Genomic DNA, 22,308 nt, shown 5'->3' with positions numbered 1-22,308 from the left:
TGCTGCCCGGCCAACTCCTCAGGCCAGCAAAGCCATTTGTCGATCTGTCACCGCCTGGCGGAGCGTGACGGAACCCTCACCTCCGGCAGGTGGCGAGGTTGATCCTCTTGGGTTCAAACCCGATAGGGTTCCGATCGGCGCTGCGAGTTGACGCGATCGCGTCCGGTCGGCTCGCGGTGCGTACTCATGAGTGCGGTCCACCCCCCCTGTTCGATCGTGTTGCTTCGAAGGATGCAGATGGAACTCGCCACTCCGCCACCGGCGGCGCGGGCCCCTGTCGCCTGGTACAGCTGGTGGTTGATGCCGCTGGGCTTGGGCGGCGGGACCGTTGCCGCCACGTTCATGAGCTCGGACCGGATATCCACGGCCGTCGCCGGTGTCGCGGCGACGGCGGCCGGCGCCGTGTGCGTACGCCTGTTGTTGCGTACCCGGGCCCAACTGCACCGGACGGAGGGCACCTTCCGTTCCACGCAGGCCGAGCACAACCAGCAGTGGCAGCAGCATGTGGCGGGCCTGGAAAGGAAGTTCTCCGCCGAGCGCGCCACCCTGGAGTCCCAGCTCGCCGAGCAGAACGCGGCCTACGAGCGACGCCTCGCCGACCAGAGCGCCTCGTACGAGACGCAGCTCGCCGACACGTCCCGCGCCTATGAGGAACGGCTGACCGAGCAGGCCACCTCCTACGAGGCCCAGCTCGCCGACCAGGCCGAGGTCTGGCAGGAGCAGCTGTCCCACCAGCTCGCCGCCGTCACCCGGCTCGCCGACGAGCAACTGCCCGACGCGATGGCCAAACTGCGCTCCGGCGAGGCCATCGACGACGTCCTGCCCACGGTCAACCAGTGCGCGAAGGTCAGTGCCGACCTCCAGGCCGAACTGCGCAAGCTGCTGCGCACGGCCCTGATCGGCCTCGAGGCGGAGTTCGACCGCTCGACCACCGCCGAGCAGGCCGTCATCAGCATCGGCAACCGCATCCACGTCCTGACCAGCAAGCTCCGCGGCCGTCTGCACGAGATGCAGGGCGAGCACGGCAGGCTGCCGGCCGTCGCCCGCGGTCTGATGGAGCTCGACCAGGAGCTCGGCCCCGCCGACTCCCTCGCGGCGAGCATCGGCGTGCTCGGCGGCTCGGACCGCCCGGGGCGCCAGTGGCAGGAGCCGCAGCGGCTGCTCAGCGTGGTGCGCGGCGGCATCGGCCGGATCAAGGACTTCCACCGCGTCCAGGTGCGCCACCTGCCCGAACTCGGCGTCGACGGCGGCCTCGTGGACCACCTCACGCTGATCTTCTCCCACCTCCTGGACAACGCGGCCCGCTACTCGCCGCCCACCGAACCGGTGCTCATCTCCGGCAAGGAGGTTCCCAACGGCGTCGGCATCGAGATCCAGGACTCCGGCAAGGGCCTGAGCGAGGAGAAGAAGCGCGAGGCCGAACACGCCCTCGCGGGCACCGCGCCCGGCGCGGGCCTCGGCGGTATCACCGAGGACGCCAGCATCGGTCTGCGCGTCGTCGGCGCCCTCGCCCGCCGCTACGGCATCCGCGTCACCTTCGCGGACTCGCCCTGGCTCGGTACCTCCGTGGTGATCGTGGTTCCGCACAAGTACTTCAGCCCCCTGCCCGCGCCCGCCGCCACCACCCCGGCAGCGGCCGCCCCGGAGGCCCGCACCGCGGCGGCCGCCCCGGCCCCCCGGGAGACGGCCACCGCGCCGGCACCGGCCGCAGCCGCCGCTGTGGAGACCACGCCCGGCGGACTGCCCCGGCGCCGCAGCAAGCGGAACGAGACGGCCGAACCCCGCCCGGCCGAGCGGCCCGACCGGAGCACCGTCTCCGCCGTCCCGCCGGACGCCTCCTTCTCAGGTCTCGCCGCCTTCGCCACCGCCGGACGCGACGCCGCGGGGGCCTCCCGGGAGGACGACGACCGCGCCACCCCCGCCGGACGCGAGTCCACCGAGCACCGCACCGAAGAGAGCGACTAGTCCTCATGACGCAGCAAGGAACAGATGTGAGCTGGGCGCTCCGCGATCTCGTCGAGAGCATCCAGGAGATCCGCTTCGCCCTCGTGGCCTCCAGCGACGGCAAGGCCATCACCTCCTACGGCGCCGAAGACCCCGACGACGTCGACCGCTTCGCCGCCGTGGTGGCAGGCTTGCAGGCCCTGGCCCAGCCGGTCGCCGAGCAGTTCCCCAAGTACGCCGGCCAGCTGCGCCTGGCGATGATCGAGGTCGACGGCGGGCACCTCTTCGTCGTCCGCGCCGGTGTGGAGACGTACCTCGGTGTCCTCGCCAGGGAAGGCCTCGACCAGGGCCTGCTCGGGCACCAGATGCGGGACCTGGCCCGCAGGATGGGTGAGCTCCTCGGCACCACTCCGCGCCTGGAGGAGCACTCTGGATGAGTGCTCCCCGCAGACCGTCGGACCCGTCCGGTCTCGAGCGCTACTACGTCCTCACCGGAGGACGCAGCGGACCGGGCGGTTCGGCGTCGAGCCTCGACGTGGCGACTCTCGTCCTCGCCCGCGCCGCCCCCTTACCGGGAATGCAGCACGAGCACGAGGAGATCCTCAGGCGCTGCCGCGATCCGCTGTCCGTCGCCGAACTCGGCGCTCACCTCGGGTTGCCCTTCAACATTCTCGCGGTGCTGCTGTCGGACCTGCTGGACGCAGGTCGCGTCGAAGCCCGCAATCCCATTCCGGCACACGACGCCGCCGGCCGCGGGCCCGACCTCGCGCTCCTTGAGGAGGTACTCAGTGGACTTGAAAGGCTTTGACCAACCCGGAGGGCGGGCGGCCGGGGACACCCGCTCGGTGAAGGTGATGATCGCCGGCGGGTTCGGCACCGGGAAGACCACCATGGTCCGGTCGGTCAGCGACATCAAGCCGCTCACCACCGAGGAGACACTCACCCAGGCCAGCGCCGACGTCGACCGTCTCATCGGCGTCGCCGACAAGACGCAGACCACCGTCAGCCTGGACTTCGGCAAGATCGGCATCAACGAGAGCCTGGTGCTGTACCTGTTCGGCACACCCGGCCAGGAGCGGTTCTGGTTCCTGTGGAACGGGCTGTTCAAGGGGGCGCTCGGTGCGATCGTCCTGGTGGACACCCGCCGTCTGGAGTCCAGTTTCCGGGCGATCGAGGAGATGGAGCGTCAGGACGTGCCCTTCGTCGTCGCCCTGAACGTCTTCCCCGACTCCAGCAACTACCCGGTCGAGGAGATCCGGGACGCCCTGGACATCCCCGAACACACCCCCGTCATAGCCTTCGACGCCCGCGACCGGGCCTCCAGCCGTGACGTCCTGGTCGCCCTGATCCACCACCTCAAGGAACGCTCGGCCGTGGCCCTGGAGCCCCGATGAACGATCAGCCCGAAAGCCCCCTCCAGGCACCGCGCGGCTGCCCCGTCGCGCACCACGCCGCCGAACTGACCCGGCTCTACGGACCGGAGGCGGCGACCGACCCGGGCAGCATCTACGAACGGCTGCGCAAGGAACACGGCTCGGTCGCCCCCGTGCTGCTGGAGGGCGACGTGCCCGCCTGGCTGGTCCTCGGCTACCGCGACACGCGGCGCGTGCTCGACAACCCTCGCCAGTTCAGCAGGGACGCCCGCATCTGGCGGGACTGGACGGAGGGGCGCGTGGAGGAGACCTCGCCCCTGATCCCGATGCTGGGCTGGCGGCCGGACTGCGTGTCCCAGGACGGTGAACCGCACCGCAGGCTGCGGTCCGCCGTCACCGACGGACTCCAGGCCGCCGCGGTCCGGGGCATCCGGCGCCACGCGACCCACTTCGCGAACAAGCAGATCGACGCGTTCGCGGCCACCGGACGCGCCGACCTCGTGACGGACTACGCCGACTACCTGCCGATGCTCGTCCTCTCCCGCATCCTCGGGCTCCCCGAGGGGGAGGGCCGGGACCTGGTCGAGTCCTGCGCCCAGGTCCTCAAGGGCGGTGAGGACGCCCTCGCGCACAACGACCGCATCGTGACGATCCTCGGCGCACTCGCCGAGCGCAAGCGGACCGAACCCGGCGGTGACTTCACCACCGCCCTGCTGGGGCACGGGGCCGGTCTCGACGAGGAGGAGGTGGTCAGCCATCTGCGCCTCGTGCTGATCGCCGCGCACACCACGACCAGCAACCTGCTGGCCCGGGTCCTCCAGCTGATCCTCACGGACACCGCCCGGCTCTCGGGATTGATCAGCGGGCAGCTGAACGTCTCGGCCGTGGTGGAGGAGGTCATGTGGAACAGCCCTCCGCTGGCCGTGCTGCCGGGCCGGTTCGCCGCCGGCGACCTGGAGCTCGGCGGCCACCAGATCCAGGAGGGCGACCTGCTGGTGCTGGGCCTCGCCGCGGGCAACGTCGACCCCGAGATCCGGCCGGACACCGACGTCTCGGTCCAGGGCAACCAGGCCCACCTGGCGTTCAGTTCCGGACCGCACGAGTGCCCCGGGCAGGGCATCGGCCAGTCCATCATCGAGATCGCCGTGGACGTCCTGCTGCACCGCCTGCCGGGTCTGACCCTGGCCGTTCCCCCGGAGGAGCTCACCTCGACCGCCTCCACCTGGGAGTCCAGGCTGGACAGCCTGCCGGTCGAGTTCCCCGCGTAGCCGTACGACGGCGGTGCCCGGCCGGACCGGGGCCGGGCACCGCACCGCCGTCGGGTCAGACCGTCAGCAGGTCGTCCACCGAGCCCCGCCCGGCGAGTTCGGCCGTGGCGACGGCGCCCTCCTTCGCGGCCGCGTAGCGGCCACTGGTCAGCGCCCACTCGTAGTTGCCGTTGATCCAGTGCTGGATCGCCTCCACACCCATCCGCACCCCGTCCCGCTGCGCCTCGTCGAGGCGGAGTTCGTCGCACATCTCCGGGACGCGCGCCTGGAGTTCGAGGTACTCGTCGAGACGCGCGATCGTCATGCGGTACGCCTCGTCGGTGGCCTCCTGCCACGAGCAGCCCCGCTCCCGGCGCAGCACGGCGATGAGGTTGTGGCCGTCGCCTCGGCGCTTCTCCCGTTCGAAGGAGTGGATGTCGTTCATGAATCCGATGGTGTCGGCGGCCAGGTCACGCATCCGCTCCATCACCGGATGCGCCATCGCCTGAGCGGGTACCTCGAAGCCGCGACTGCGCTCGCCCGCGTCGATGCTGTGGTGGATGCCGACCGTACGGCGGCGGAACTCGGTGAACTCGCTCAGGCCCAGCGTCCCCTCCAGCCCCCGGGCGGCCAGGTCGACCTCCTCGCAGTGCGCCTCCAGGAACCGCCCCCAGGAGGCCGCGAAGCGCGACTGCCATGTCAAGGACATGCCATGCGAGAGATGTTTCCACACCTCCGTCCAGGCGAGGGTGATCGGGCAGGCCACCCGGGGCGGGGTTCCGGCCGGCCGCAGGGGAGTGACGATCAGCTCCCGCGCGACCTCGGCTATCCGGTCGGCGCGGTCGGGCCGACCGGCATCGAACTGGTCGTCGAAGAGGAAGGCCAGGGAGAACCAGTTCATCAGGACGACCATGTCGTCCGCCGACGCGTGGGGGTAGGTGCGGGCGGCGGCCTGGGGCAGATCCCAGGACCTGTACTCCTCGAACCCCTCCCGACTGTGGACCAGGCGCATCTCCCACACCCAGCGCAGATGGCGTGCCCGGGCGGACTCCAGGTGCTTGCTGACGGGGGTTTCGAAGGGCAGGTCGAACCGGACGTCCTGAGGCATGTGCTTCCTTTCGGGAGACGGACCGCAGAGCCCCCCGCCCCTGCGAACGAACGGTGGCGGAACCGCCCGCACACTCGAACTCGGCTTCGCGGCCCGAACGTTGAACCGAGAAGCGGTACGAGGCTGCCCAAGGCGGGAATAAGCCATTCCGTGACACTGCCGTGATCTCCGTTACTGCCGAAAGCGCTTGAGCTGCGTACACTCCCTCCTCCCTCACCCGGCACCGGCCGCCCCCCCGTACCTCGTCCCGTCGTCCTCGACCCGGCGGGAGGCCGACGAGCTGGACGGCCGCGAACTCATGTGCGACACACGGTGGTTGACGGCCCGACTGAATTCGCCGGGCCGGGATATCCGCAAGGTACAGGGCCGCGGGGCACCACCGTCCCGCGGCCGGGATCCTGCGGAGGAGACATGGCCCTGGTGAATGCGGGTGTCCTGGTGCTCGACTGTGCCGAGCCCGAGAAACTCGCCGTGTTCTACAAGGAACTGCTGGAAGGGGAGGAGGCGGACGCGACCGCCAACCGGGTGGAGATCAGGACCGCCGACGGCTTCCGCATCGCGCTGCGCCGGGACGTCAACGCCACCCCGCCCAGCTGGCCCCGCCCCGAGAACTCGCTCCAGGCGCATCTGGAGTTCGTGGTGGACGACCTCGACGCGGTGGAACGCCGGGTCGTCAGCCTCGGCGGACGGCCCCTGGAGGCGAAGGACGCCTCGGGACCCTGGGAGGAGCGCGGCTACGCCGACCCGGCCGGCCACTCCTTCACGCTGCGCCGCACCCCACCGACCGCGCCCAAGCAGGGCTGACGGCGACGGCGGCCCGGTTGAACGTCGAGCCGGCCAAGCGGGTGGGCCTGTGGCCTCCTACGAGGAGGTCATCGAGTTCCGGCGGATGTACGAGGTGGACGGCTGAGCGGGCCCCTGTGACCAGGCCGGTCCCGCCCGGCCGCACAGGCCGGGCGGGACCGGGCCGCCGTCAGTCGCGGCCGCCCTTGTCGCCGGCCGGCCACGTACCCGTCGAGCGCTCGATGGCCTTGGCGCCGGCGCGGTCCACGGCGCTGCGCACCACGGCGAAGATGGCGCCCTGGACCGCGGCGGCCAGCAGGATCTCTCCCCAGCCGCGGTCCTGGTCCAGGGCGTCGGGGGCGTCCTCCTCGTGCCGGATCGCCATCCATGTCTTGCGGAAGGCGAGCCCGGCCAGCCAGCCGCTCGACCAGCCCAGCACGAACCCGAGGGGCTGGTAGGCGAGGGGCAGTTTCTTCTTCTTGGCCACGTGGATCTCCTAGGTCGGTGAGGGGGTGCCTCGTGGTGGTCAGGGTGTGCCCGCGGCCGGGATCCGCTCCTCGGGGCGGACCGGCCCGGGTGGTGTGCCGTCGCCGAACGGCCGGCCGCCCAGCTCCTCGCGGTGGTGCGGGACGAGCCAGCCGGACAGGTCCGGTCCCAGGGGCACGACGCGGGTCGGGTTGATGCCCGTGTGCACCTGGTAGTAGTGCCGCTTGATGTGGTCGAAGTCGACGGTGTCGCCGAAGCCGGGCGTCTGGTACAGGTCACGGACGTACCCCCACAGCACCCGGTTCTCCGCCAGCTTCCAGCGGTTGCACTTGAAGTGGCCGTGGTAGACCGCGTCGAAGCGGACCAGCGTGGTGAACAGCCGGATGTCCGCCTCGGTGATGGTGTCGCCGACGAGATACCGCTGCCGTTCAAGCCGCCCCGCGAGCAGCTCCAGGCGCCGGAACACGCCCGCGCAGGCGGCCTCGTACTCCTCCTGCTCTGTGGCGAATCCCGCCCGGTACACGCCGTTGTTGACGTCCTCGTAGACGTCCGCCATCACCTCGTCGATCTCGTCGCGGTGCTCGCGCGGGTACAGGTCGGGCGCCCCGTCTCGGTGCAGGGCCGTCCACTCGGTCGCGAGATCGAGCGTCAGCTGCTGGTAGTCGTTGGTCACCAGCTTCCCGCTGGGCACGTCCACGATCGCCGGGACGCTGACACCACCCGGATAGTCCTTCTCCCGCCGGTCGTAGGCCTCCGCCAGGTAGCGGATCCCGAGGACCGGGTCGCGGCCGTCCTCGTCCAGCGTGAAGCGCCAGCTGCGGTCGTCCTGGATCGGGTCGGCGACGGCCAGGGACAGCGCGTCCTCCAGGCCGAGCAGCCGCCGGGAGACCAGCGACCGGCTCGCCCACGGGCAGGCACGGCTGACGACCAGGCGATAGCGGCCGGCCTCCACCGGCCAGCCGTCCCGGCCGTCCGCCGTGATCCGGTCCGTGAAATGCGCCTTGGACCGCTTGAACGCCCTCCTTCCGTAGGCACTGTTGCCGTCGTCGCCGTCGTCGCGGCTCATGGGGGTGACCTCCTTGCCGTACGTGTGCCCTGGTGAACGCGTTCCCCGTTTTCCGCGGACGGCACGGTGTGAGCACCGCCGACCGGGGCAATCGGCGGGGGTGAGTGGAGAAGGATCTGATCGAAGGACACGCGTCACCGTGCTGGTGGCCCTCGCGGCCAACCTGGTGATCGCGGTCGCCAAGGCCGTCGGCGGACTGCTCGCGGGTTCACCCGCATTGCTGTCGGAGGCCGCCCATTCGGTGGCCGACAGCCTGAACGAGGTGTTTCTGCTGGCCGCCCTGCGGCGCAGCCGCCGCCCCGCCGACCGGCGCCATCCCTTCGGCTACGGCAAGGAGCGGTTCTTCTGGTCGCTCCTCGCGGCCGTCGGCATCTTTGTCATGGGCGGCTGTTTCTCGTTCTTCCAGGGCTTCGAAGCCCTGGCCAGCGGAGCGGAGGAGGAACTGAGCGGCTATGTGGCCGGCTTGATCGTGCTCGGCATCGCCCTCCTCGCGGAGGGCGCGTCCTTGCTGCGCGCGCTGTACCAGGTGCGCCGGCAGGGCGGCACGGGTGCCGGGATGCGGGATCCGGCCCTGCGTACGGTCGTCGCCGAGGACGGCACGGCGGTGCTCGGCGTCTCGCTGGCCATCGTGGGCATGGCACTGCACATGGTCACCGGTCAGGTCGTGTGGGAGGCGGCGGCCTCCCTCGCGATCGGCGTGCTGCTGGTCTACGTCGCGTTCCGGCTGGGCCGTGACGCCCGGGACCAGCTGATCGGTGAGGCGGCCGACCCGGAGGCGAGCGGGCGGATCCGGTCGCTGCTGCGGGCGCAGCCCGAGATCGACAGCGTGGAGGCGCTCTTCACGATGAAGACGGGGCTCGACACCGCCCTCGTGGCCGCCCGTGTGGACCTGGTGCCCGGCCTGGACAGCGAGCGGGTGGAGGAGGTCGCCGTCCGCATCAAGCGCTCCATCGCCCGTACGGTCCCCGAGGCCGACCAGATCTTCCTCGACGTCACCGACCGCCCGGCGTGCGAGGCAGCGGAAAGCCCCGCCGCGACGGGGGAGCGCGGCGGGGCCTGACCTTCGCGTGCCCCACCTCCGGCGGTTCATGCACCCCCGGAGAAAGAAATTTTCGACCAGGCCCACCACTGCCCCGGGGGCCGACCCACCGGCCTCCCGGGCAGTCCCGGTCTTCCCTGTGTCACCCGCCCTCGGCCGGCTCCAGGACGAACACCGGGATCTCCCGGTCCGTCTTCTTCTGGTAGTCGGCGTACGGCGGATACGCCGCGACGGCGCGTTCCCACCACTCCGCCTTCTCCTGGCCCGTGATCTCACGGGCGGTCATGTCCTGCTTGACCGGGCCGTCCTGGAGCTCCACGTGCGGGTCGGCCTTGAGGTTGAAGTACCAGACGGGGTGCTGGGGCGCGCCGCCGAGGGAGGCGACCGCGGCGTAGCGTCCTTCGTGTTCCACCCGCATCACCGGTGTCTTGCGGAGCTTGCCGCTCTTGGCGCCCCTGGAGGTCAGCAGCACCACCGGCATCTTCGAGCCCTGGAGGGTCGTCCCCTCCGTACCGCCGGAGCTCTCGTACAGTTCCACCTGCCTGCGCACCCACTGCGTCGGGCTGGGCTCGTACTCGCCCTCGAGAGGCATGGCATCCGTCCCATCTCGCGTCCGGAAACTGACTGGCACCCTTTCCAACACCGGTACCCCCGGAAAACATCCGGCCGCGCACCTCACCCCGGCGCCACCGCCATCCGCACGGCCAGCGCCGTCATCACCCCACTCGCCACCAGCGCTGTCGCCGGCCGCCCCCGACGGCCGGTCAGCGCCCGGCCCAGCAGAGCGCCGCTCCCGGCCAGCAGCACCTGCCAGCTCGCGGACGCGGCGAAGGCGGCCACGACGAACACGCCCTGTTCCAGGGCACCGGCCGGGCCCGTGGCCCGCGAGCCGAGCACCAGCGCGGCGAAGTAGATCACGGTGGTGGGGTTGAGCAGAGTGACGCCGAGCAGGCCGAGGTAGGCCCGGGCCGGACCCGGGGGAGCGGGGGCCCCGCGCGTGGCGGGCCGGTGGCCGCGGTACTCGCGCACCGCGCCGGCCGCACCCCACGCCGCCAGCCCGAGCAGCACCAGCACACAGACCCACCGCAGCGGTCCGAGCACCGGCCGCAGCGCCCCGGCCAGGGCCGTCCCCCCGAGCGTGGCCGCGAGGGCGTACAGACCGTCGGCGGTGGCGACGCCGAGCGCGGCACAGACACCGGTGCGCAGGGACGTACGGGCGGTGAGGGAGACGAGGTAGGTCCCGACCGCGCCGACCGGGACGGCGATGCCGTAGCCGGCGAGCAGCCCGGCCAGGAGCGCGGCCGTCATGCGCGTGGCGGCGTCGGCCCTCCACGGCGGCCGGGCCGCTGCTGTCGGCGCGCGGCGGGAGCGGCGGCGGACAGCGGCAGGTGACCATCGAACGGAGGCATGGCTGGATCCTGGGGGCTGTCCCGTCCCACCGGCAACCGGATTTCGCCCCCGCGCCGGCGCGCCCGCCCCGAGCCGCCGCCCGCCCCACCCCGGAAGTCGGCCGCGCACCCCTGCCGTTCGAACGGGAAGACGGCGCTCCTCGGCCAACCTGCGCGTCACCACCAATGTGGCCGAACTTTGCGTCGCCCCTTAGGTGCCTGGGGCATCTAATGAAGATCGGCACGACGCACACTTCGTCTGCGAGGTCTTCATGCCGGACACGACCGCACCCGTCGCCTTCCCTCAGAGCCGGACCTGCCCCTACCACCCGCCCGCCGCCTACGAGCCGCTGCGCACCGAGCGCCCCCTGACGCGCATCTCGCTCTTCGACGGCCGCGAGGCCTGGCTGGTCAGCGGGCACGCCACGGCCCGCGCACTGCTCGCCGACCCGCGCCTGTCCTCCAACCGCGACCAGCCCGGCTTCCCTGCCCCCACCGCCAGATTCGCCGGGGCCCGCAAACGCAGGACGGCCCTGCTGGGCGTCGACGACCCCGAGCACCGCGTCCAGCGGCGGATGGTCGTCGGGGACTTCACCCTCAAGCGGGCCGTCGAACTGCGCCCCCGCATCCAGCAGATCGTGGACGAACGGCTCGATGCGATGATCGCCCAAGGCCCGCCCGCCGATCTGGTGAGCGCCTTCGCACTGCCCGTGCCGTCCATGGTGATCTGCGCCCTGCTCGGCGTCCCGTACGCCGACCACGAGTTCTTCGAGACCCAGTCGCGACGGCTGCTGCGCGGCCCGGGGACCGCCGACGTGCTGGACGCCCGGGACCGGCTGGAGGAGTTCTTCGGCGAACTGATCGACCGCAAGCGCGAGGCGCCCGGCACCGGCCTGCTGGACGACCTGGTCCAGCGGCAGCTGAGCGACGGCACGCTGGACCGCGAGGGCCTGATCGCCATGGCGCTCATCCTGCTGGTCGCGGGCCACGAGACGACCGCCAACATGATCTCGCTCGGCACCTTCACCCTGCTCCAGCACCCCGAGCGGCTCGCCGAGCTGCGCGCCGACCCGGGACTGGTGCCGGCCGCGGTCGAGGAACTGATGCGGATGCTGTCGATCGCGGACGGCCTGCTCCGCCTCGCCGTCGAGGACATCGACGTGGCCGGGACGACGATCCGCAAGGGTGACGGTGTGGTGTTCGCGACGTCCGTCATCAACCGCGACGAGACGGTCTACCCCGACCCGGACACGCTCGACTTCAACCGCTCCGCCCGGCACCACGTCGCGTTCGGCTTCGGCATCCACCAGTGCCTCGGGCAGAACCTCGCCCGCGCCGAGCTGGAGATCGCCCTGCGCACCCTCTTCGACCGGCTGCCCACCCTGCGTCTGGCCGCCCCGGCCGAGGAGATTCCCTTCAAGCCGGGCGACACGATCCAGGGGATGCTGGAACTCCCCGTGACTTGGTAAGAGGCTTCCTCCCATGGACATCGACATCGACAAGGACGTCTGCATCGGCGCGGGCCAGTGCGCCCTGACCGCACCGGACGTGTTCACCCAGGACGACGACGGCATCAGCGCCCTGCTGCCGGGCCGGGAGGACGGCGGCGGCAGCCCGCTGGTGCGGGAGGCGGCCCGTGCCTGCCCGGTGAGCGCCATCACCGTGTCGGAGACCGTGAGCTGACGCGATCTCACGTCCGGCGGGCTCGAAGAAGTCGCTAGGGTTTCCGGGATGACCGAACAGGCCGCCCGGAAACCCTTCCTCTACGTCGTCGTCTGTGCCGCCGGCATCGCCGCGGACGTGAGCAAACTGATCACCGCCGCGCAGGAGCGGGACTGGGAGACCGGGGTCATCGCGACGCCCGTCGCCATGAACGGCTTCTTCGACACCGCGGCGGTCGAAGCCCAGACGGGCCGTCCGATCCGGTCCGCCTGGCGTACCCCGGCCGAGCCGCGCCCCTTCCCGGCGCCCGATGCCGTGGTCGTCGCGCCCGCCACCTTCAACACCGTCAACAAGTGGGCGGCGGGGATCGCCGACACCCTCGCGCTGGGCACCCTCTGCGAGGCGGCGGGCCTCGGAGTGCCGATCGCCGTCCTGCCCTGCGTGGCCGACGCGCTGGCCGCCCACCCCGCCTACCGGGACAGCCTCGAACGGCTGCGGGGCATGGGCGTGCGGTTCGGGGAGCCGTACACCGGAGAGCCGTCGGACGACGGCGCACGCCCGGAGTTCGGCTGGGAACGGGCACTGGACCTGCTCGAACGCGGCTGACGCCCGGCCGTGCACGGCCCGCCTTCGAGCGCACACGAGCACGTACGCTCCCAGTGGAAACCCTCCCGAAGGCAGGAGCAGCAACGATGCAGTACGTGAAGCTCGGTTCGACGGGTCTGGACGTCTCGCGGATCTGTCTGGGGTGCATGACCTACGGCCTGCCGGACCGGGGCCGGCACGAGTGGACCCTCACCGAGGAGGCCTCGCGGCCGCTGATCCGCCAGGCGGTCGAGGCGGGGATCAACTTCTTCGACACGGCGAACGCCTACTCCGACGGCACCAGCGAGGAGATCGTCGGCCGGGCCCTGCGCGACTTCGCCCGCCGGGACGAGATCGTGCTCGCGACGAAGGTGTACTACCCGATGCACCCCGGGCCCAACGGCGGCGGACTGTCCCGCAAGGCGATCATGACCGAGCTCGACCGGAGCCTCACCCGCCTCGGCACTGACTACGTCGACCTCTACCAGATCCACCGCTTCGACCCGCACACCCCGGTCGAGGAGACGATGGAGGCCCTGCACGACGTCGTCAAGGCGGGCAAGGTCCGCTACATCGGGGCGAGTTCCATGTACGCCTGGCAGTTCTCCAAGATGCAGTACACCGCGCGGCTGAACGGCTGGACGCGCTTCGCGTCGATGCAGAACCACTACAACCTCATCTACCGCGAGGAGGAGCGCGAGATGCTCCCCCTCTGCGCGGACCAGGGTGTCGGCGTACTGCCCTGGAGCCCGCTCGCCCGCGGCCGCCTCACCCGCGACTGGGACACCACGACCGAGCGCAGCGCCACCGACACCTTCGGCAGCAACCTGTACCAGGAGGGCGACCGCACCATCGTCGAGGCGGTCACCCGCATCGCCACCGACCGCGACGTCCCCCGCGCCCAGGTGGCCCTGGCCTGGCTGCTCCACCAGTCCACGGTGACGGCCCCGGTCGTCGGAGCCTCCAAGCCCCGGCATCTGGAGGACGCGGTGGCAGCCGTGGAACTCCGGCTGACGGACAAGGAGCTCGAGGAACTGGAGCGTCCCTACACGCCCCATCCCATCGCGGGGCACTGACACGCCCCGCTTTTCTCAGCCGATCAGTGGGGCCCCCGCGGCGCGAACTCCGTCCCGCAGGGCCCCGCCCCCTCACTCTCCGGCAGAGACACCCGCGCCCCGCTCATCGTCAGCGTCCGGTAGAACTTCCCGATGCGCTCGGCCGACCGCCCCACGTAGTGCCCGATGAACGACCGCCGGAACCGGTCGCCGGAACGGTTCGGCTGCGACCCGTGCACCAGACTGCCGTTGAAGAACAGGACGTCCCCCGGCTCCATGTCCACCGGCACCGGGGCCAGACCCGGCGGCGGCGGAACGTACTCCCGGGCGAAGGACACCCCCGCGTCCGCCTCCTCCGGACAGAACACGTCCATCCGGTGCGTGCCCGGCACGACCTCCAGCCCGCCGTTCTCCCGGTCGATCACGTCGCAGGCCAGCCACGCGGCCACACAGGTGCCCGGCTCCACCCGCAGATAGAAGTTGTCCTGGTGCAACGCCTGGCCCCGGGCCCCCGGCGGCTTGAAGTAGAACATGCTCTGCGCGGCCAGGGTCTCCTCCCCGAGGAGCGTCTCCAGAACCGTACGCAGCCGGGCGTCCAGCAGGACGTCGCGGGCGAGGCCGTTGATCTCGTGAGGGTGCATCACCCGCGGCCACACGTGCAGCGGGTCGGCGTCCGGGCCGGACGCGCGGGGCTCGAAGTGCCCGGGGACCCGGCCGCCCGCGTGCAGCGCCGCGAACTCGCCGCACAGCCGCTCGGTCTCGTCGGTCCCGAAGAGCCCGCGGACGACGGTGAAACCGTCCTCCTCGAACCCCTCCCGGTACCGGCGGAGCACCGCGGGGTCCAGGATGGGAGCGCCGGCGGCGCCGTTGCCCGTGACTGTCATCAGCGCACTCCTCGGTCAGGTGTGGTGCCGGTACGACACGCTAAGCCGTCGAGTGCCCGAGGGGGATGCCCGTGCGTGCTGACGGATTGCCCGGCACTGCCGGGCCCGAGGACGCCGGGGCGCCCGCTCCGCCGCCCGGCCTGGTGGTGACCGGCCACTTCGACCAGCCTCCCGGCTATGCCGTGGGCCGGCCCCGCGGATCGGCGAGCTGGCTGTTCACCTGGACCATGTCGGGCGGGGGACGGCTGTGGCAGGGCGGAGCGGAGACCTCGGCCGGCGCGGGCCATCTGGTGGTGCTCGCCCCGGGCACGCCGCACGGTTACACGACCCGGCCCGGCGACCGGCACTGGCGGTTCTGGTGGGCGCACTGCCAGGCCCGCACGTCGTGGGCGGCGTGGCTGCGCCCGTACCACGCCGGCGACGGGCTGTACGTGGTCACGTCCGCCCCGGGAGTGCACGGCCGCGTCGAGACGGCGTTCCGGCGGATGCACGCCGACGCCCGCTGGACCGGGACCGGGGCGCCGCCCGACGTGGGGCCCCCGGACGGGCAGATCGCCGTCGCGCACGGCAGCGCCGCCCGCGAACTGGCCCTGTGCGCACTGGAGGAGGTGATCCTGCTCGCCACCGGTGCCCGCCCCGCCGCGCCCCGCCCCGGCCTCGACCCACGGATCCGCCGGGCCCAGGAGCTGATCGACGCCGACCCGGGCGCCCCGCACACCGTCCGCTCGCTCGCCGAGGGCGTCGCCCTGTCGCCCTCCCGCTTCGCCCACCTGTTCAGCAGGCAACTCGGCCGGTCGCCCATGCGAGCCCTGCGCGAGGCACGGCTGCGCCACGCGGCGCGGCTGCTGGAGGGCACCGACCTGGCCGTGGCACGCGTGGCCGCGGCCTCCGGGTTCGCCAGCCCGTTCCACTTCAACCGTGTCTTCCGCGAGCGCTACGGCACACCGCCCGGCGCGTACCGCACCGCCGTACAGGGCAATGGTTTCCAGATCGCGTCGAGAACGGGCGAAAACGTACCGCCAAAACCAATTGCACGGCACGGAAATCCCTTTCCGCTCACTGATTGACATTTTGTCAAAAGGCGTCGGTCGCGTACGTAAAGCACGAAACCGCAAGATCTCTTGTTCCCTGCCGCTGACCTGTGCAAAGGTGTGCCCTGTCGGCGTGCGGACGACACGCCTTTCTTTCGTGTGCGCGAGGCCGCTGTGCCGGCATACCCCTTGGTATGGACTTTATTCCCCATGTCCTTGAGAGGAATGCAGCCGTGGATGACCCAGGCCGATCGAATTCCCAGGCTTCGGCCCCCGGGTTCGGCGCGACGGACGAGCAACTGAGCGCCGAGCTCAGGAAGTGGACGGGGGCGACCCCCGCGCTTCACCCCGTCGGCGAACTGCTGGACCGGCACTGGGAGGCGGCCTTCGCCTACGCCCGGCTGTGCACCGACGGCCCGCGCTCCGCCGGGATCCTCACGACCGCCGCGTTCACCCGGATCTTCGGCGAGACGCTGCGCCAGAACGGCCCGACCTCCGCCTGGCGGCCCCATCTGCTCGTCACGGTACGGCGCATCACCGCCGAGTGGGCCACCGACCACCGACACGAGATGCTCCACCCGGATCTGGTGTCCGGAGCCGGCGAGGGGGAACGGGTGGCCGCCCGGCTGCTGCCGCCCCGGCACCGGCGCCTGCTGTCCGGCGCCTTCCAGCGGCTGCCCCAGTCCGCCCGCTGCCTGCTGTGGCACGTCGAGGTCGAGGCCGAACCACTCGTCGAGCCCGCCGGGTTGCTCGGCCTGGACGAGGAGGGCGCGCGCGTCGAACTGGGCCGGGCCCGTGCCCGGCTGCGCGAGGAGTGCCTCCAACTGCACCGCGAACTCGCCCCCGACGAGGAGTGCCGGCGTTATCTGCGCCTGCTCGACGTGACGTACCGGCGGGGCGGCCTCGACGTCGACCCGGATCTACGCGCGCATATCGAGGGCTGCCGAGACTGCGGCGCCGCCGCCGACCAGCTCGACCGGTTCAATCACGGGCTCGGTGTCGCCCTGGCGGAGGCGGTGCTGGGCTGGGGCGGGCGCGAGTACACGGAGAGCCGGGAGAGCGCCGCCGGACAGACCACCGACGAGCAGGAGCCCCGCGCGGAGACGACCGGACTGCCCGGGGGCGCGGGCGGTGAGGCCTTCACGGCCCCGGCCGGTGCGGCGCGTGCGGACTTCCCGGACCCCGTCGCCCTCGCGGGCCTGGTCGGGGAGTCGTTCACCGACCCCGCCGACACGGGGGTCGCGCCGACCCCGCCCGCGGACGGAGAGGAGACGTCGGCCCGGTCCGTTGCGGACGCCGACGACGGTTTCCCGGCCGCACCCGACGCCGTCGCGCCCGACGCCCCGCCCGCCCAGGGGCTCGCCCCCGGCCGACGCACCGCGGGCCCCCGCGCGGCGGGCCGAAGAGCCGCCCAGAAGGCGGCCCGCCGCGCCGCCCGGCGTCGCAATCTCACCGTGGGCATCCTGACCGTCAGCGGCCTGGTCGTCCTCCCGCTCGTCCTGTGGTCCATCGGCAACTCGGGCGAGGGCACCTCACGGGGCGGCACGGACCGGCCGTCCGGGGCGCCCGGCGCCGACGCGGGCGAGCCGAGCCGCGACCCGTCCTGGGTCGGGGCGGGCGAGGCGGGGAAGGGTGCCCTGCGCGGCCGGCTGCACAACCTCGCCTCGGGCCTGTGCGTCGGCCTCGCGGGAAGGAAGGCCGTAGGCGGCGCGGAGGCCGAGCTCACCACGTGCTCCTCGGCCACCGACCAGCAGTGGACGTACGAGACCGACGGGCTGCTGCGCAACGGTGCCGCCCCCGGCCTGTGCCTGGACTCGCGTCTCGGCTACTCGGTGCGGCTGGCCCCCTGTACGGGCGCGTCCCAGCCGGACACCGCGAACGTCCGCTACGACTTCACCCTCCAGGGTGCCCTGGTGCCCCGCCGGGATCAGGACCTCGCCCTGGCCCCGGCCGCGACCGACGGCTCGGGAGCCCTGGTCCTCAAGGCACGCGCGGACGACGAGGCGCAGCGCTGGGTCATCGACACATCCAAGACCGACCTCCAGATGGAGGCCGTCAACTGGGACGCCGCCGTCCCGGCCGCGCGCCCGACGCCGACCCCCACCCCGACCGCGACGAGGCCCGAGCCGAAGCCGACCCCGTCCGCCTCCCCCTCGGTCACCCCGGAACCGACGGCGACCAGCGCCGCCCCCACCCATGCGGCCTGCTACGGCTACTACTGCGACGGAGACGGCCGGTACGGCCACCCCGGCTACGGCGACGGCTACCCGGGCTACGGCGACGGTTACCCGGGCTACGGCGGCGGCTACGGGTACGGGTACGGCGGAGGCGGCCGCCGCTGACCGGACGCCCCCGGCCGCCCGCCCGACCATCGCTCCTCAGCCCCCGAAGACGCGCAGCGACAGCCACAGCGCCACCACGGCCGGCACCAGCGCCGCCGGTACGGCGAGCAGCCCGAGCCGGGTGAACTCCCCGAGTCCCACCCGGTGCCCGTGCTGCTGCACGATCCGCCGCCACAGCAGCGTCGCCAGCGATCCGGCGTAGGTCAGGTTGGGGCCGATGTTCACGCCGAGCAGCACCGCGAGCACGGCACCGGGGCCGGCCCCCGCGGTCAGCGGCAGCAGCACCAGCACCGCGGGCAGGTTGTTGATGAGGTTCGCCAGGACCGCGGCGAGTGCGGCCACGCCCAGCAGCGTGAGCAGGCCCGTGCCGTCGGGCAGTACCCGGTGGAGCGCGTCGGCGAGCCCGTGGTCGACCACCGCGCGCACGACGACGCCGAGCGCGAGCACGAACGCCAGGAAGGCCGGCGCCGCGGACCGCACCACGGTCAGGGGCGTGGCACGCCGCCGCAGCAGCGCCCGCCCGGCCAGTACCAGCGCTCCGGCCAGCGCGGCCCACGCCGGTGCGATCCCGACGGCGGAGGCCACGACGAACCCGGCGAGTGTGCACGCCACGGTGACCAGGGCGAACAGCGGCAGCTCAGGGGGTCGGGCAGGGTCGGGGGAGGGGAGCGGAGCGGTCAGCTCCCGGTCGAAGAAGCGCCGGAACACCAGGTACTCGGCGCCGATCGCGACGAGCCAGGGCAGCGCCATCAGGGCCGCGAACCGGGTGAAGCTCAGCCCGCTCGCCGCGAACGCCAGCAGGTTGGTCAGGTTCGACACCGGCAGCAGCAGCGAGGCGGTGTTCGACAGATGGGCGCAGGCGTAGAGGTGCGGACGGGCCGCGACGCCCATCCGGGTGGCGGTGGCGAGCACCACCGGTGTCAGCAGGACGACCGTGGCGTCCAGGCTGAGCACGGCCGTGATGACGGAGGCCAGCGCGAACACGGCGGTCAGCAGTCGTCCGGGACGCCCGGCGGCCCAGCGGGCCATCCACGCCCCGCACGCCGTGAACAATCCCTCGACGTCACAGAAGTGCGCGAGCACCAGCACCGCGGCGAGGAAACCGACCACGGGTCCCAGCCGCTGGATCTCCTGCCACGCGTGGTCGGGAGAGATCACGCCGACGGCGACGGCCAGCCCGGCGGCCGGGACCGCCAGCACGGCCTCGGGCAGCCCCCGGGGCCGTGCGACGGCCCAGACGAGTACGGCCACCAGCAGCGTCACGGACAGGACTTCGGCGAGCGGGGTGTTCAGGGCTGGGTCCTCCGGGACGTGTCAGGTCGTGCCCGCCCATGAAACCAGGCGCCGGTAAGAGCGCCGTCAGGACCCCGTGGCCAGGGCGGGCCCCAGCTGCCTGCCGGAGGCGTCGACGAACGCGGCGCCCGGACAGCCGTACGGGATGCCGGTCCGGGAGGAGACGTCGGTCAGCACCACGGGGAAGTTCCGCCGGCCCGCCCGGGGGTCCATCCGGCCGACGGACGCGCACAGCCCGGCGGTGTGGTGGCAGCGGATGCCGGTGTCCGTGCCGCCGGGCAGATGCGCCGCCGTGTTCTGCGCGGGGGCTCGGTGCCGCACGAGGTGAGCGTGCCGAGCAGCGCGGCCGCACTCGCGCCCAAGGCCGCCCTGCGTGCGAAGTGGAACGAGTTCGCCATGTCCTGCCGGGTGTCCGCCGGGGCGGAGGGAGAACGGCCGGCCCGCAGCGTACGGTCAGAGCTCGTCGAGCAGTTCCAGCTCCGCCCAGATCGTCTTGCCCTCGGCAGTGTGTCTGCTGCCCCAGCGCTGGGTGAGCTGCGCGACCAGGAGCAGACCGCGGCCGCCCTCGTCCCAGGTCTTGGCCCGGCGCAGGTGCGGTGCCGTGTGGTTGGTGTCGGACACCTCGCAGATCAGCGTGGACCCGTCGTGGATCAGCCGCAGCCGTATCGGCGGGGCGCCGTAGCGGATGGCGTTGGTGACCAGCTCGCTCACCACGAGCTCGGCGGTGAACGTGGCCTCGGTCAGCGCCCACTGGTCGAGCTGGTCGACGACCTGCTTGCGGATGGGCGCCACCAGCGCCGGATCGGCGGGGATGTCCCAGGTCGCGACCTGGGAGGCGGGCAGTCCGCGGGTACGGGCCAGCAGCAGGGCCACGTCGTCGGCGGAGCCGGCCGGCGGGAGCAGGGTGTGCAGCACACGCTCGCAGATCTCGTCCAGGGAGTCGGCGGGGGCCGACAGGGCCTCGTGGAGCATCCGCTGGCTCGCGTCCACGTCCCGCTCGCGGCTCGCGAGCAGCCCGTCCGTGTGGAACGACAGGACGCTGCCCTCCCGCAGCTCCACCTCGGCGCACTCGAACGGCAGACCTCCGACACCGAGCGGGGGACCGGAGGGCAGGTCGAGCTGCCGGGCCGGGCCGTCCGGCGGCACCAGAAGGGGCAGCGGGTGGCCGGCCCGGGCCAGGGTGCAGCGCCGGGACACCGGGTCGTACACGGCGTACAGGCAGGTCGCGCCCACCTCCCCGGTGCCGGAGTCGCCCCCGGACTCCTGGGACAGCCGGACGACCAGGTCGTCGAGGTGGGTGAGCAGTTCGTCGGGGGCCAGGTCGATGTCGGCGAGGGTGCGCACGGCGGTGCGCAGCCGGCCCATGGTGGCCGAGGCCTGGATGCCGTGGCCGACGACGTCCCCGACGACCATGGCGACCCGCATCCCGGACAGCGGGATCACGTCGAACCAGTCGCCGCCCACGCCGGAGCGGGTGGCGGGAAGATAGCGGGAGGCCGCTTCCACCGCCGCGGTGCGCGGCAGGCTGCGGGGCAGCAGACTGCGCTGGAGGGTGAGGGTCGTCTCGCGCTCGCGGGAGTAGCGACGGGCGTTGTCGATGCAGACGGCGGCCCGGGCCGTGACCTCCTCGGCCAGCAGCACGTCGTCCGCGGTGAAGTCCTCGGTACGCCGGAAGCGGGTGAAGACCGCGACCCCGAGGGTCGTGCCCCTGGCCTGGAGCGGCACGGACATCGTGGAATGTATGCCGTACTCGCGGACGCGCCGGAAGCGGACCGGGTCCCAGGCCAGCCACCGCTCCAGGTCGCCGTCCCGCCCCGAGGCCACGATGGAGTGGCCGAGGATCAGCGAGGCGGCCTGCGGGGAGTTCTCCGGATAGACGTCCACCTGCCCCGGCTTGGCCACGGCCTCGGGACTGTGGGCGTTGACCGACTGGTGGGCGGCCCGGCGCAGACTCACCGGCGCCGTCGGCGGGCCGATGGACTCGCCGCCGTGCTCCCGGGCGTCGAGGAGGTCGACGCTGACGAAGTCGGCGAGCGCCGGGACGCACACGTCCGCCAGCTCCTGAGCCGTACGGGTGACGTCGAGGGTGGTGCCGATGCGCACGCTCGCCTCGTTGACCAGTTGCAGTCGCTCCCGTGCCCGGTACTGGTCGGTGAAGTCATGGGCGGTCACGCAGAGGCCCCGTACCCGGCCCGAGTCGTCGGTGAGCGGCGCGATCCGCGCCAGCCAGGCGTGCGCGCCCCGGGTCTCGCCGCTGGCCTTCATGTACACCTGCATGTCCTGCCGCCGCCCGGTGCTGAGCACCCGGCGCAGATTCTCCTCGAACTCCCTGTTCTGCGGTCGGCTGCCGATCTCGGTGGGCGTCAGCCCCCGCAGGCGGTCGGCGGGCATCCCGAGGAGGTCCGCCATGGCGTCGTTGACGCCGCGCAGCCGCAGCCGCTCGTCGAAGATCATCGTGGCGCAGGGGGACTGCGTCAGGGACGCCCGCACCAGCGGGTCGTCCGGCAGCTCCGCCTCGGCGGCCTCCGGCGGCGACACGGCGACCCATTCGACCGCCTCAGGCCCTTCCGGCGGTCTGCGGTGGGCCAGCACCCACGCGGAGACCGTGTGGCCGTCGCGGTGGCGCAGGGTGAGCTCGCCGCTCCAGCGGCCCTGTTCCGGCACGGGCGGCGGGATCGCGCCGTCGGCCAGCAGATCGGTGGCCGGACGGCCCACGACCTCGTCCGCCGCGTGGCCCAGTAGACGGCGGGCGCCCTCGCTCCACCCGGTGAGCGTCCCGTCGGCGGCGATGACGGCACGGGCGGCCACGCCCTCGTCGAACGGCTCGTCCGGACTCATCGTCGCCACTCCATACGGACACTCACAGTGATCAGGGAGGCCACCAGAGTTCCAGCCTAGTCCGTAGGCGCCCCGCACGAACCGGTAACCCCCGTGCCACCCGGCACCGGACGGTCAAGGTACGGAACCAGCCGATGTGGCGTCCGGGACAGAAGGGCGCTGCCGCACCCTTGACGGGTCTGTG

General features: G+C 72.4%; 22 protein-coding genes. 13 read left to right on the top strand and 9 right to left on the bottom strand.

All coding sequences use genetic code 11. The annotated features are described in order from the left end of the window. The first annotated feature begins 237 nt into the window (after positions 1-237). From ABEA82_RS25670 to ABEA82_RS25650, 5 genes are read left to right on the top strand one after another with little or no spacing between them, the layout of a single operon-like run. Positions 238-1,965, top strand: a complete 1,728-nt coding sequence (locus ABEA82_RS25670; RefSeq protein ID WP_345664015.1) for an ATP-binding protein — start codon at positions 238-240, stop codon at positions 1,963-1,965. Between the two features lie 5 nt (positions 1,966-1,970). Next, the gene (locus ABEA82_RS25665; protein WP_003994857.1) at positions 1,971-2,381 is read left to right on the top strand and encodes a roadblock/LC7 domain-containing protein; all 411 of its coding nucleotides are present in this window, start codon (positions 1,971-1,973) and stop codon (positions 2,379-2,381) included. Beyond that, positions 2,378-2,752, top strand: a complete 375-nt coding sequence (locus ABEA82_RS25660) for a DUF742 domain-containing protein (RefSeq protein ID WP_345664014.1) — start codon at positions 2,378-2,380, stop codon at positions 2,750-2,752. Before ABEA82_RS25665 ends, ABEA82_RS25660 begins: the two co-directional genes overlap by 4 nt. Then, on the top strand, positions 2,733-3,338 hold the full coding sequence (locus tag ABEA82_RS25655) for a GTP-binding protein (RefSeq protein ID WP_345664013.1): 606 nt from the start codon (positions 2,733-2,735) through the stop codon (positions 3,336-3,338). The genes ABEA82_RS25660 and ABEA82_RS25655 overlap by 20 nt, the downstream gene beginning before the upstream one ends. Beyond that, entirely contained in the window at positions 3,335-4,585 is a 1,251-nt protein-coding gene (locus tag ABEA82_RS25650) for a cytochrome P450 (protein WP_345664012.1), read from the top strand. Before ABEA82_RS25655 ends, ABEA82_RS25650 begins: the two co-directional genes overlap by 4 nt. Positions 4,586-4,640: 55 nt before the next feature. Here ABEA82_RS25650 and ABEA82_RS25645 read toward each other — a convergent pair whose 3' ends face one another. Next, entirely contained in the window at positions 4,641-5,672 is a 1,032-nt protein-coding gene (locus tag ABEA82_RS25645) for a 7-epi-alpha-eudesmol synthase (protein WP_345664011.1), read from the bottom strand. A 411-nt stretch (positions 5,673-6,083) separates the two neighbouring features. Between ABEA82_RS25645 and ABEA82_RS25640 the strand changes: the two genes are divergently transcribed. Next, positions 6,084-6,476 (top strand): VOC family protein, encoded by a 393-nt coding sequence (locus ABEA82_RS25640; RefSeq protein WP_345664010.1) that lies wholly within the window; start codon positions 6,084-6,086, stop codon positions 6,474-6,476. Between the two features lie 169 nt (positions 6,477-6,645). On the opposite strand, the gene ABEA82_RS25635 is transcribed toward ABEA82_RS25640, so the two are convergent. Next, complete coding sequence (locus ABEA82_RS25635; protein ID WP_003994864.1) at positions 6,646-6,942, bottom strand: DUF4235 domain-containing protein; 297 nt, start codon at positions 6,940-6,942, stop codon at positions 6,646-6,648. Positions 6,943-6,981: 39 nt separating this feature from the next. Next, positions 6,982-8,007: a glutathione S-transferase family protein gene (locus ABEA82_RS25630; RefSeq protein WP_345664009.1), complete on the bottom strand. Its 1,026-nt coding sequence runs from the start codon at positions 8,005-8,007 to the stop codon at positions 6,982-6,984. A 139-nt stretch (positions 8,008-8,146) separates the two neighbouring features. On the opposite strand from ABEA82_RS25630, the gene ABEA82_RS25625 reads away from it, so the two are divergent. Beyond that, on the top strand, positions 8,147-9,067 hold the full coding sequence (locus tag ABEA82_RS25625) for a cation diffusion facilitator family transporter (protein ID WP_423653794.1): 921 nt from the start codon (positions 8,147-8,149) through the stop codon (positions 9,065-9,067). Positions 9,068-9,188: 121 nt separating this feature from the next. Here the strand turns inward: ABEA82_RS25625 and ABEA82_RS25620 are convergent, their stop codons facing one another. Together ABEA82_RS25620 and ABEA82_RS25615 are read right to left on the bottom strand one after the other, a co-directional pair. Beyond that, positions 9,189-9,638 carry a nitroreductase family deazaflavin-dependent oxidoreductase gene (locus tag ABEA82_RS25620; RefSeq protein ID WP_345664007.1) on the bottom strand — a complete coding sequence of 150 codons (450 nt, stop codon included), beginning with the start codon at positions 9,636-9,638 and terminating at the stop codon, positions 9,189-9,191. 83 nt (positions 9,639-9,721) lie between these two features. Then, a complete protein-coding gene (locus ABEA82_RS25615) occupies positions 9,722-10,354 on the bottom strand; it encodes a LysE family transporter (RefSeq protein ID WP_345664006.1) in 633 nt (210 codons plus the stop codon). A gap of 352 nt (positions 10,355-10,706) precedes the next feature. On the opposite strand from ABEA82_RS25615, the gene ABEA82_RS25610 reads away from it, so the two are divergent. The 4 genes from ABEA82_RS25610 to ABEA82_RS25595 all read left to right on the top strand — a co-directional run bounded on the left by ABEA82_RS25610 (position 10,707) and on the right by ABEA82_RS25595 (position 13,757). Further along, positions 10,707-11,903 carry a cytochrome P450 gene (locus ABEA82_RS25610; RefSeq protein WP_345664005.1) on the top strand — a complete coding sequence of 399 codons (1,197 nt, stop codon included), beginning with the start codon at positions 10,707-10,709 and terminating at the stop codon, positions 11,901-11,903. A gap of 13 nt (positions 11,904-11,916) precedes the next feature. Further along, positions 11,917-12,117 carry a ferredoxin gene (locus ABEA82_RS25605; RefSeq protein ID WP_003994870.1) on the top strand — a complete coding sequence of 67 codons (201 nt, stop codon included), beginning with the start codon at positions 11,917-11,919 and terminating at the stop codon, positions 12,115-12,117. A 48-nt stretch (positions 12,118-12,165) separates the two neighbouring features. After that, positions 12,166-12,702, top strand: a complete 537-nt coding sequence (locus ABEA82_RS25600) for a flavoprotein (protein WP_345664004.1) — start codon at positions 12,166-12,168, stop codon at positions 12,700-12,702. Between the two features lie 86 nt (positions 12,703-12,788). Continuing rightward, positions 12,789-13,757 carry an aldo/keto reductase gene (locus ABEA82_RS25595; protein WP_345664003.1) on the top strand — a complete coding sequence of 323 codons (969 nt, stop codon included), beginning with the start codon at positions 12,789-12,791 and terminating at the stop codon, positions 13,755-13,757. Between the two features lie 23 nt (positions 13,758-13,780). Here the strand turns inward: ABEA82_RS25595 and ABEA82_RS25590 are convergent, their stop codons facing one another. Next, entirely contained in the window at positions 13,781-14,620 is an 840-nt protein-coding gene (locus tag ABEA82_RS25590; protein WP_345664002.1) for a phytanoyl-CoA dioxygenase family protein, read from the bottom strand. A 65-nt stretch (positions 14,621-14,685) separates the two neighbouring features. Between ABEA82_RS25590 and ABEA82_RS25585 the strand changes: the two genes are divergently transcribed. After that, positions 14,686-15,687 carry a helix-turn-helix domain-containing protein gene (locus ABEA82_RS25585; RefSeq protein WP_345664001.1) on the top strand — a complete coding sequence of 334 codons (1,002 nt, stop codon included), beginning with the start codon at positions 14,686-14,688 and terminating at the stop codon, positions 15,685-15,687. Positions 15,688-15,884: 197 nt separating this feature from the next. Next, a complete protein-coding gene (locus ABEA82_RS25580; RefSeq protein ID WP_345664000.1) occupies positions 15,885-17,993 on the top strand; it encodes a ricin-type beta-trefoil lectin domain protein in 2,109 nt (702 codons plus the stop codon). 36 nt (positions 17,994-18,029) lie between these two features. Here ABEA82_RS25580 and ABEA82_RS25575 read toward each other — a convergent pair whose 3' ends face one another. From ABEA82_RS25575 to ABEA82_RS25565, 3 genes are all read right to left on the bottom strand, one after another. Next, positions 18,030-19,256: an arsenic transporter gene (locus tag ABEA82_RS25575; RefSeq protein ID WP_425588552.1), complete on the bottom strand. Its 1,227-nt coding sequence runs from the start codon at positions 19,254-19,256 to the stop codon at positions 18,030-18,032. Between the two features lie 96 nt (positions 19,257-19,352). Beyond that, entirely contained in the window at positions 19,353-19,607 is a 255-nt protein-coding gene (locus ABEA82_RS25570; protein ID WP_345663999.1) for a DUF4232 domain-containing protein, read from the bottom strand. Positions 19,608-19,739: 132 nt separating this feature from the next. Then, positions 19,740-22,124 (bottom strand): SpoIIE family protein phosphatase, encoded by a 2,385-nt coding sequence (locus tag ABEA82_RS25565; RefSeq protein WP_345663997.1) that lies wholly within the window; start codon positions 22,122-22,124, stop codon positions 19,740-19,742. Positions 22,125-22,308 lie beyond the last annotated feature (184 nt).

Origin of the sequence: Streptomyces venetus, assembly GCF_039540295.1 — a bacterium.
In the GTDB taxonomy this organism is placed as follows: domain Bacteria; phylum Actinomycetota; class Actinomycetes; order Streptomycetales; family Streptomycetaceae; genus Streptomyces; species Streptomyces venetus.
The sequence above is the reverse complement of the archived record's forward strand: the minus strand, read 5'-3'. Positions and strand labels throughout refer to the sequence as shown.

Coding starts and splice junctions, on each gene's coding strand:
- ABEA82_RS25670 (WP_345664015.1), top strand. CDS start 238: ATGGAACTCGCCACTCCGCCACCGGCGGCGCGGGCCCCTGTCGCCTGG.
- ABEA82_RS25665 (WP_003994857.1), top strand. CDS start 1,971: ATGACGCAGCAAGGAACAGATGTGAGCTGGGCGCTCCGCGATCTCGTC.
- ABEA82_RS25660 (WP_345664014.1), top strand. CDS start 2,378: ATGAGTGCTCCCCGCAGACCGTCGGACCCGTCCGGTCTCGAGCGCTAC.
- ABEA82_RS25650 (WP_345664012.1), top strand. CDS start 3,335: ATGAACGATCAGCCCGAAAGCCCCCTCCAGGCACCGCGCGGCTGCCCC.
- ABEA82_RS25645 (WP_345664011.1), bottom strand. CDS start 5,672: ATGCCTCAGGACGTCCGGTTCGACCTGCCCTTCGAAACCCCCGTCAGC.
- ABEA82_RS25640 (WP_345664010.1), top strand. CDS start 6,084: ATGGCCCTGGTGAATGCGGGTGTCCTGGTGCTCGACTGTGCCGAGCCC.
- ABEA82_RS25630 (WP_345664009.1), bottom strand. CDS start 8,007: ATGAGCCGCGACGACGGCGACGACGGCAACAGTGCCTACGGAAGGAGG.
- ABEA82_RS25620 (WP_345664007.1), bottom strand. CDS start 9,638: ATGCCTCTCGAGGGCGAGTACGAGCCCAGCCCGACGCAGTGGGTGCGC.
- ABEA82_RS25615 (WP_345664006.1), bottom strand. CDS start 10,354: ATGACGGCCGCGCTCCTGGCCGGGCTGCTCGCCGGCTACGGCATCGCC.
- ABEA82_RS25610 (WP_345664005.1), top strand. CDS start 10,707: ATGCCGGACACGACCGCACCCGTCGCCTTCCCTCAGAGCCGGACCTGC.
- ABEA82_RS25605 (WP_003994870.1), top strand. CDS start 11,917: ATGGACATCGACATCGACAAGGACGTCTGCATCGGCGCGGGCCAGTGC.
- ABEA82_RS25600 (WP_345664004.1), top strand. CDS start 12,166: ATGACCGAACAGGCCGCCCGGAAACCCTTCCTCTACGTCGTCGTCTGT.
- ABEA82_RS25595 (WP_345664003.1), top strand. CDS start 12,789: ATGCAGTACGTGAAGCTCGGTTCGACGGGTCTGGACGTCTCGCGGATC.
- ABEA82_RS25590 (WP_345664002.1), bottom strand. CDS start 14,620: ATGACAGTCACGGGCAACGGCGCCGCCGGCGCTCCCATCCTGGACCCC.
- ABEA82_RS25585 (WP_345664001.1), top strand. CDS start 14,686: ATGCCCGTGCGTGCTGACGGATTGCCCGGCACTGCCGGGCCCGAGGAC.
- ABEA82_RS25565 (WP_345663997.1), bottom strand. CDS start 22,124: ATGAGTCCGGACGAGCCGTTCGACGAGGGCGTGGCCGCCCGTGCCGTC.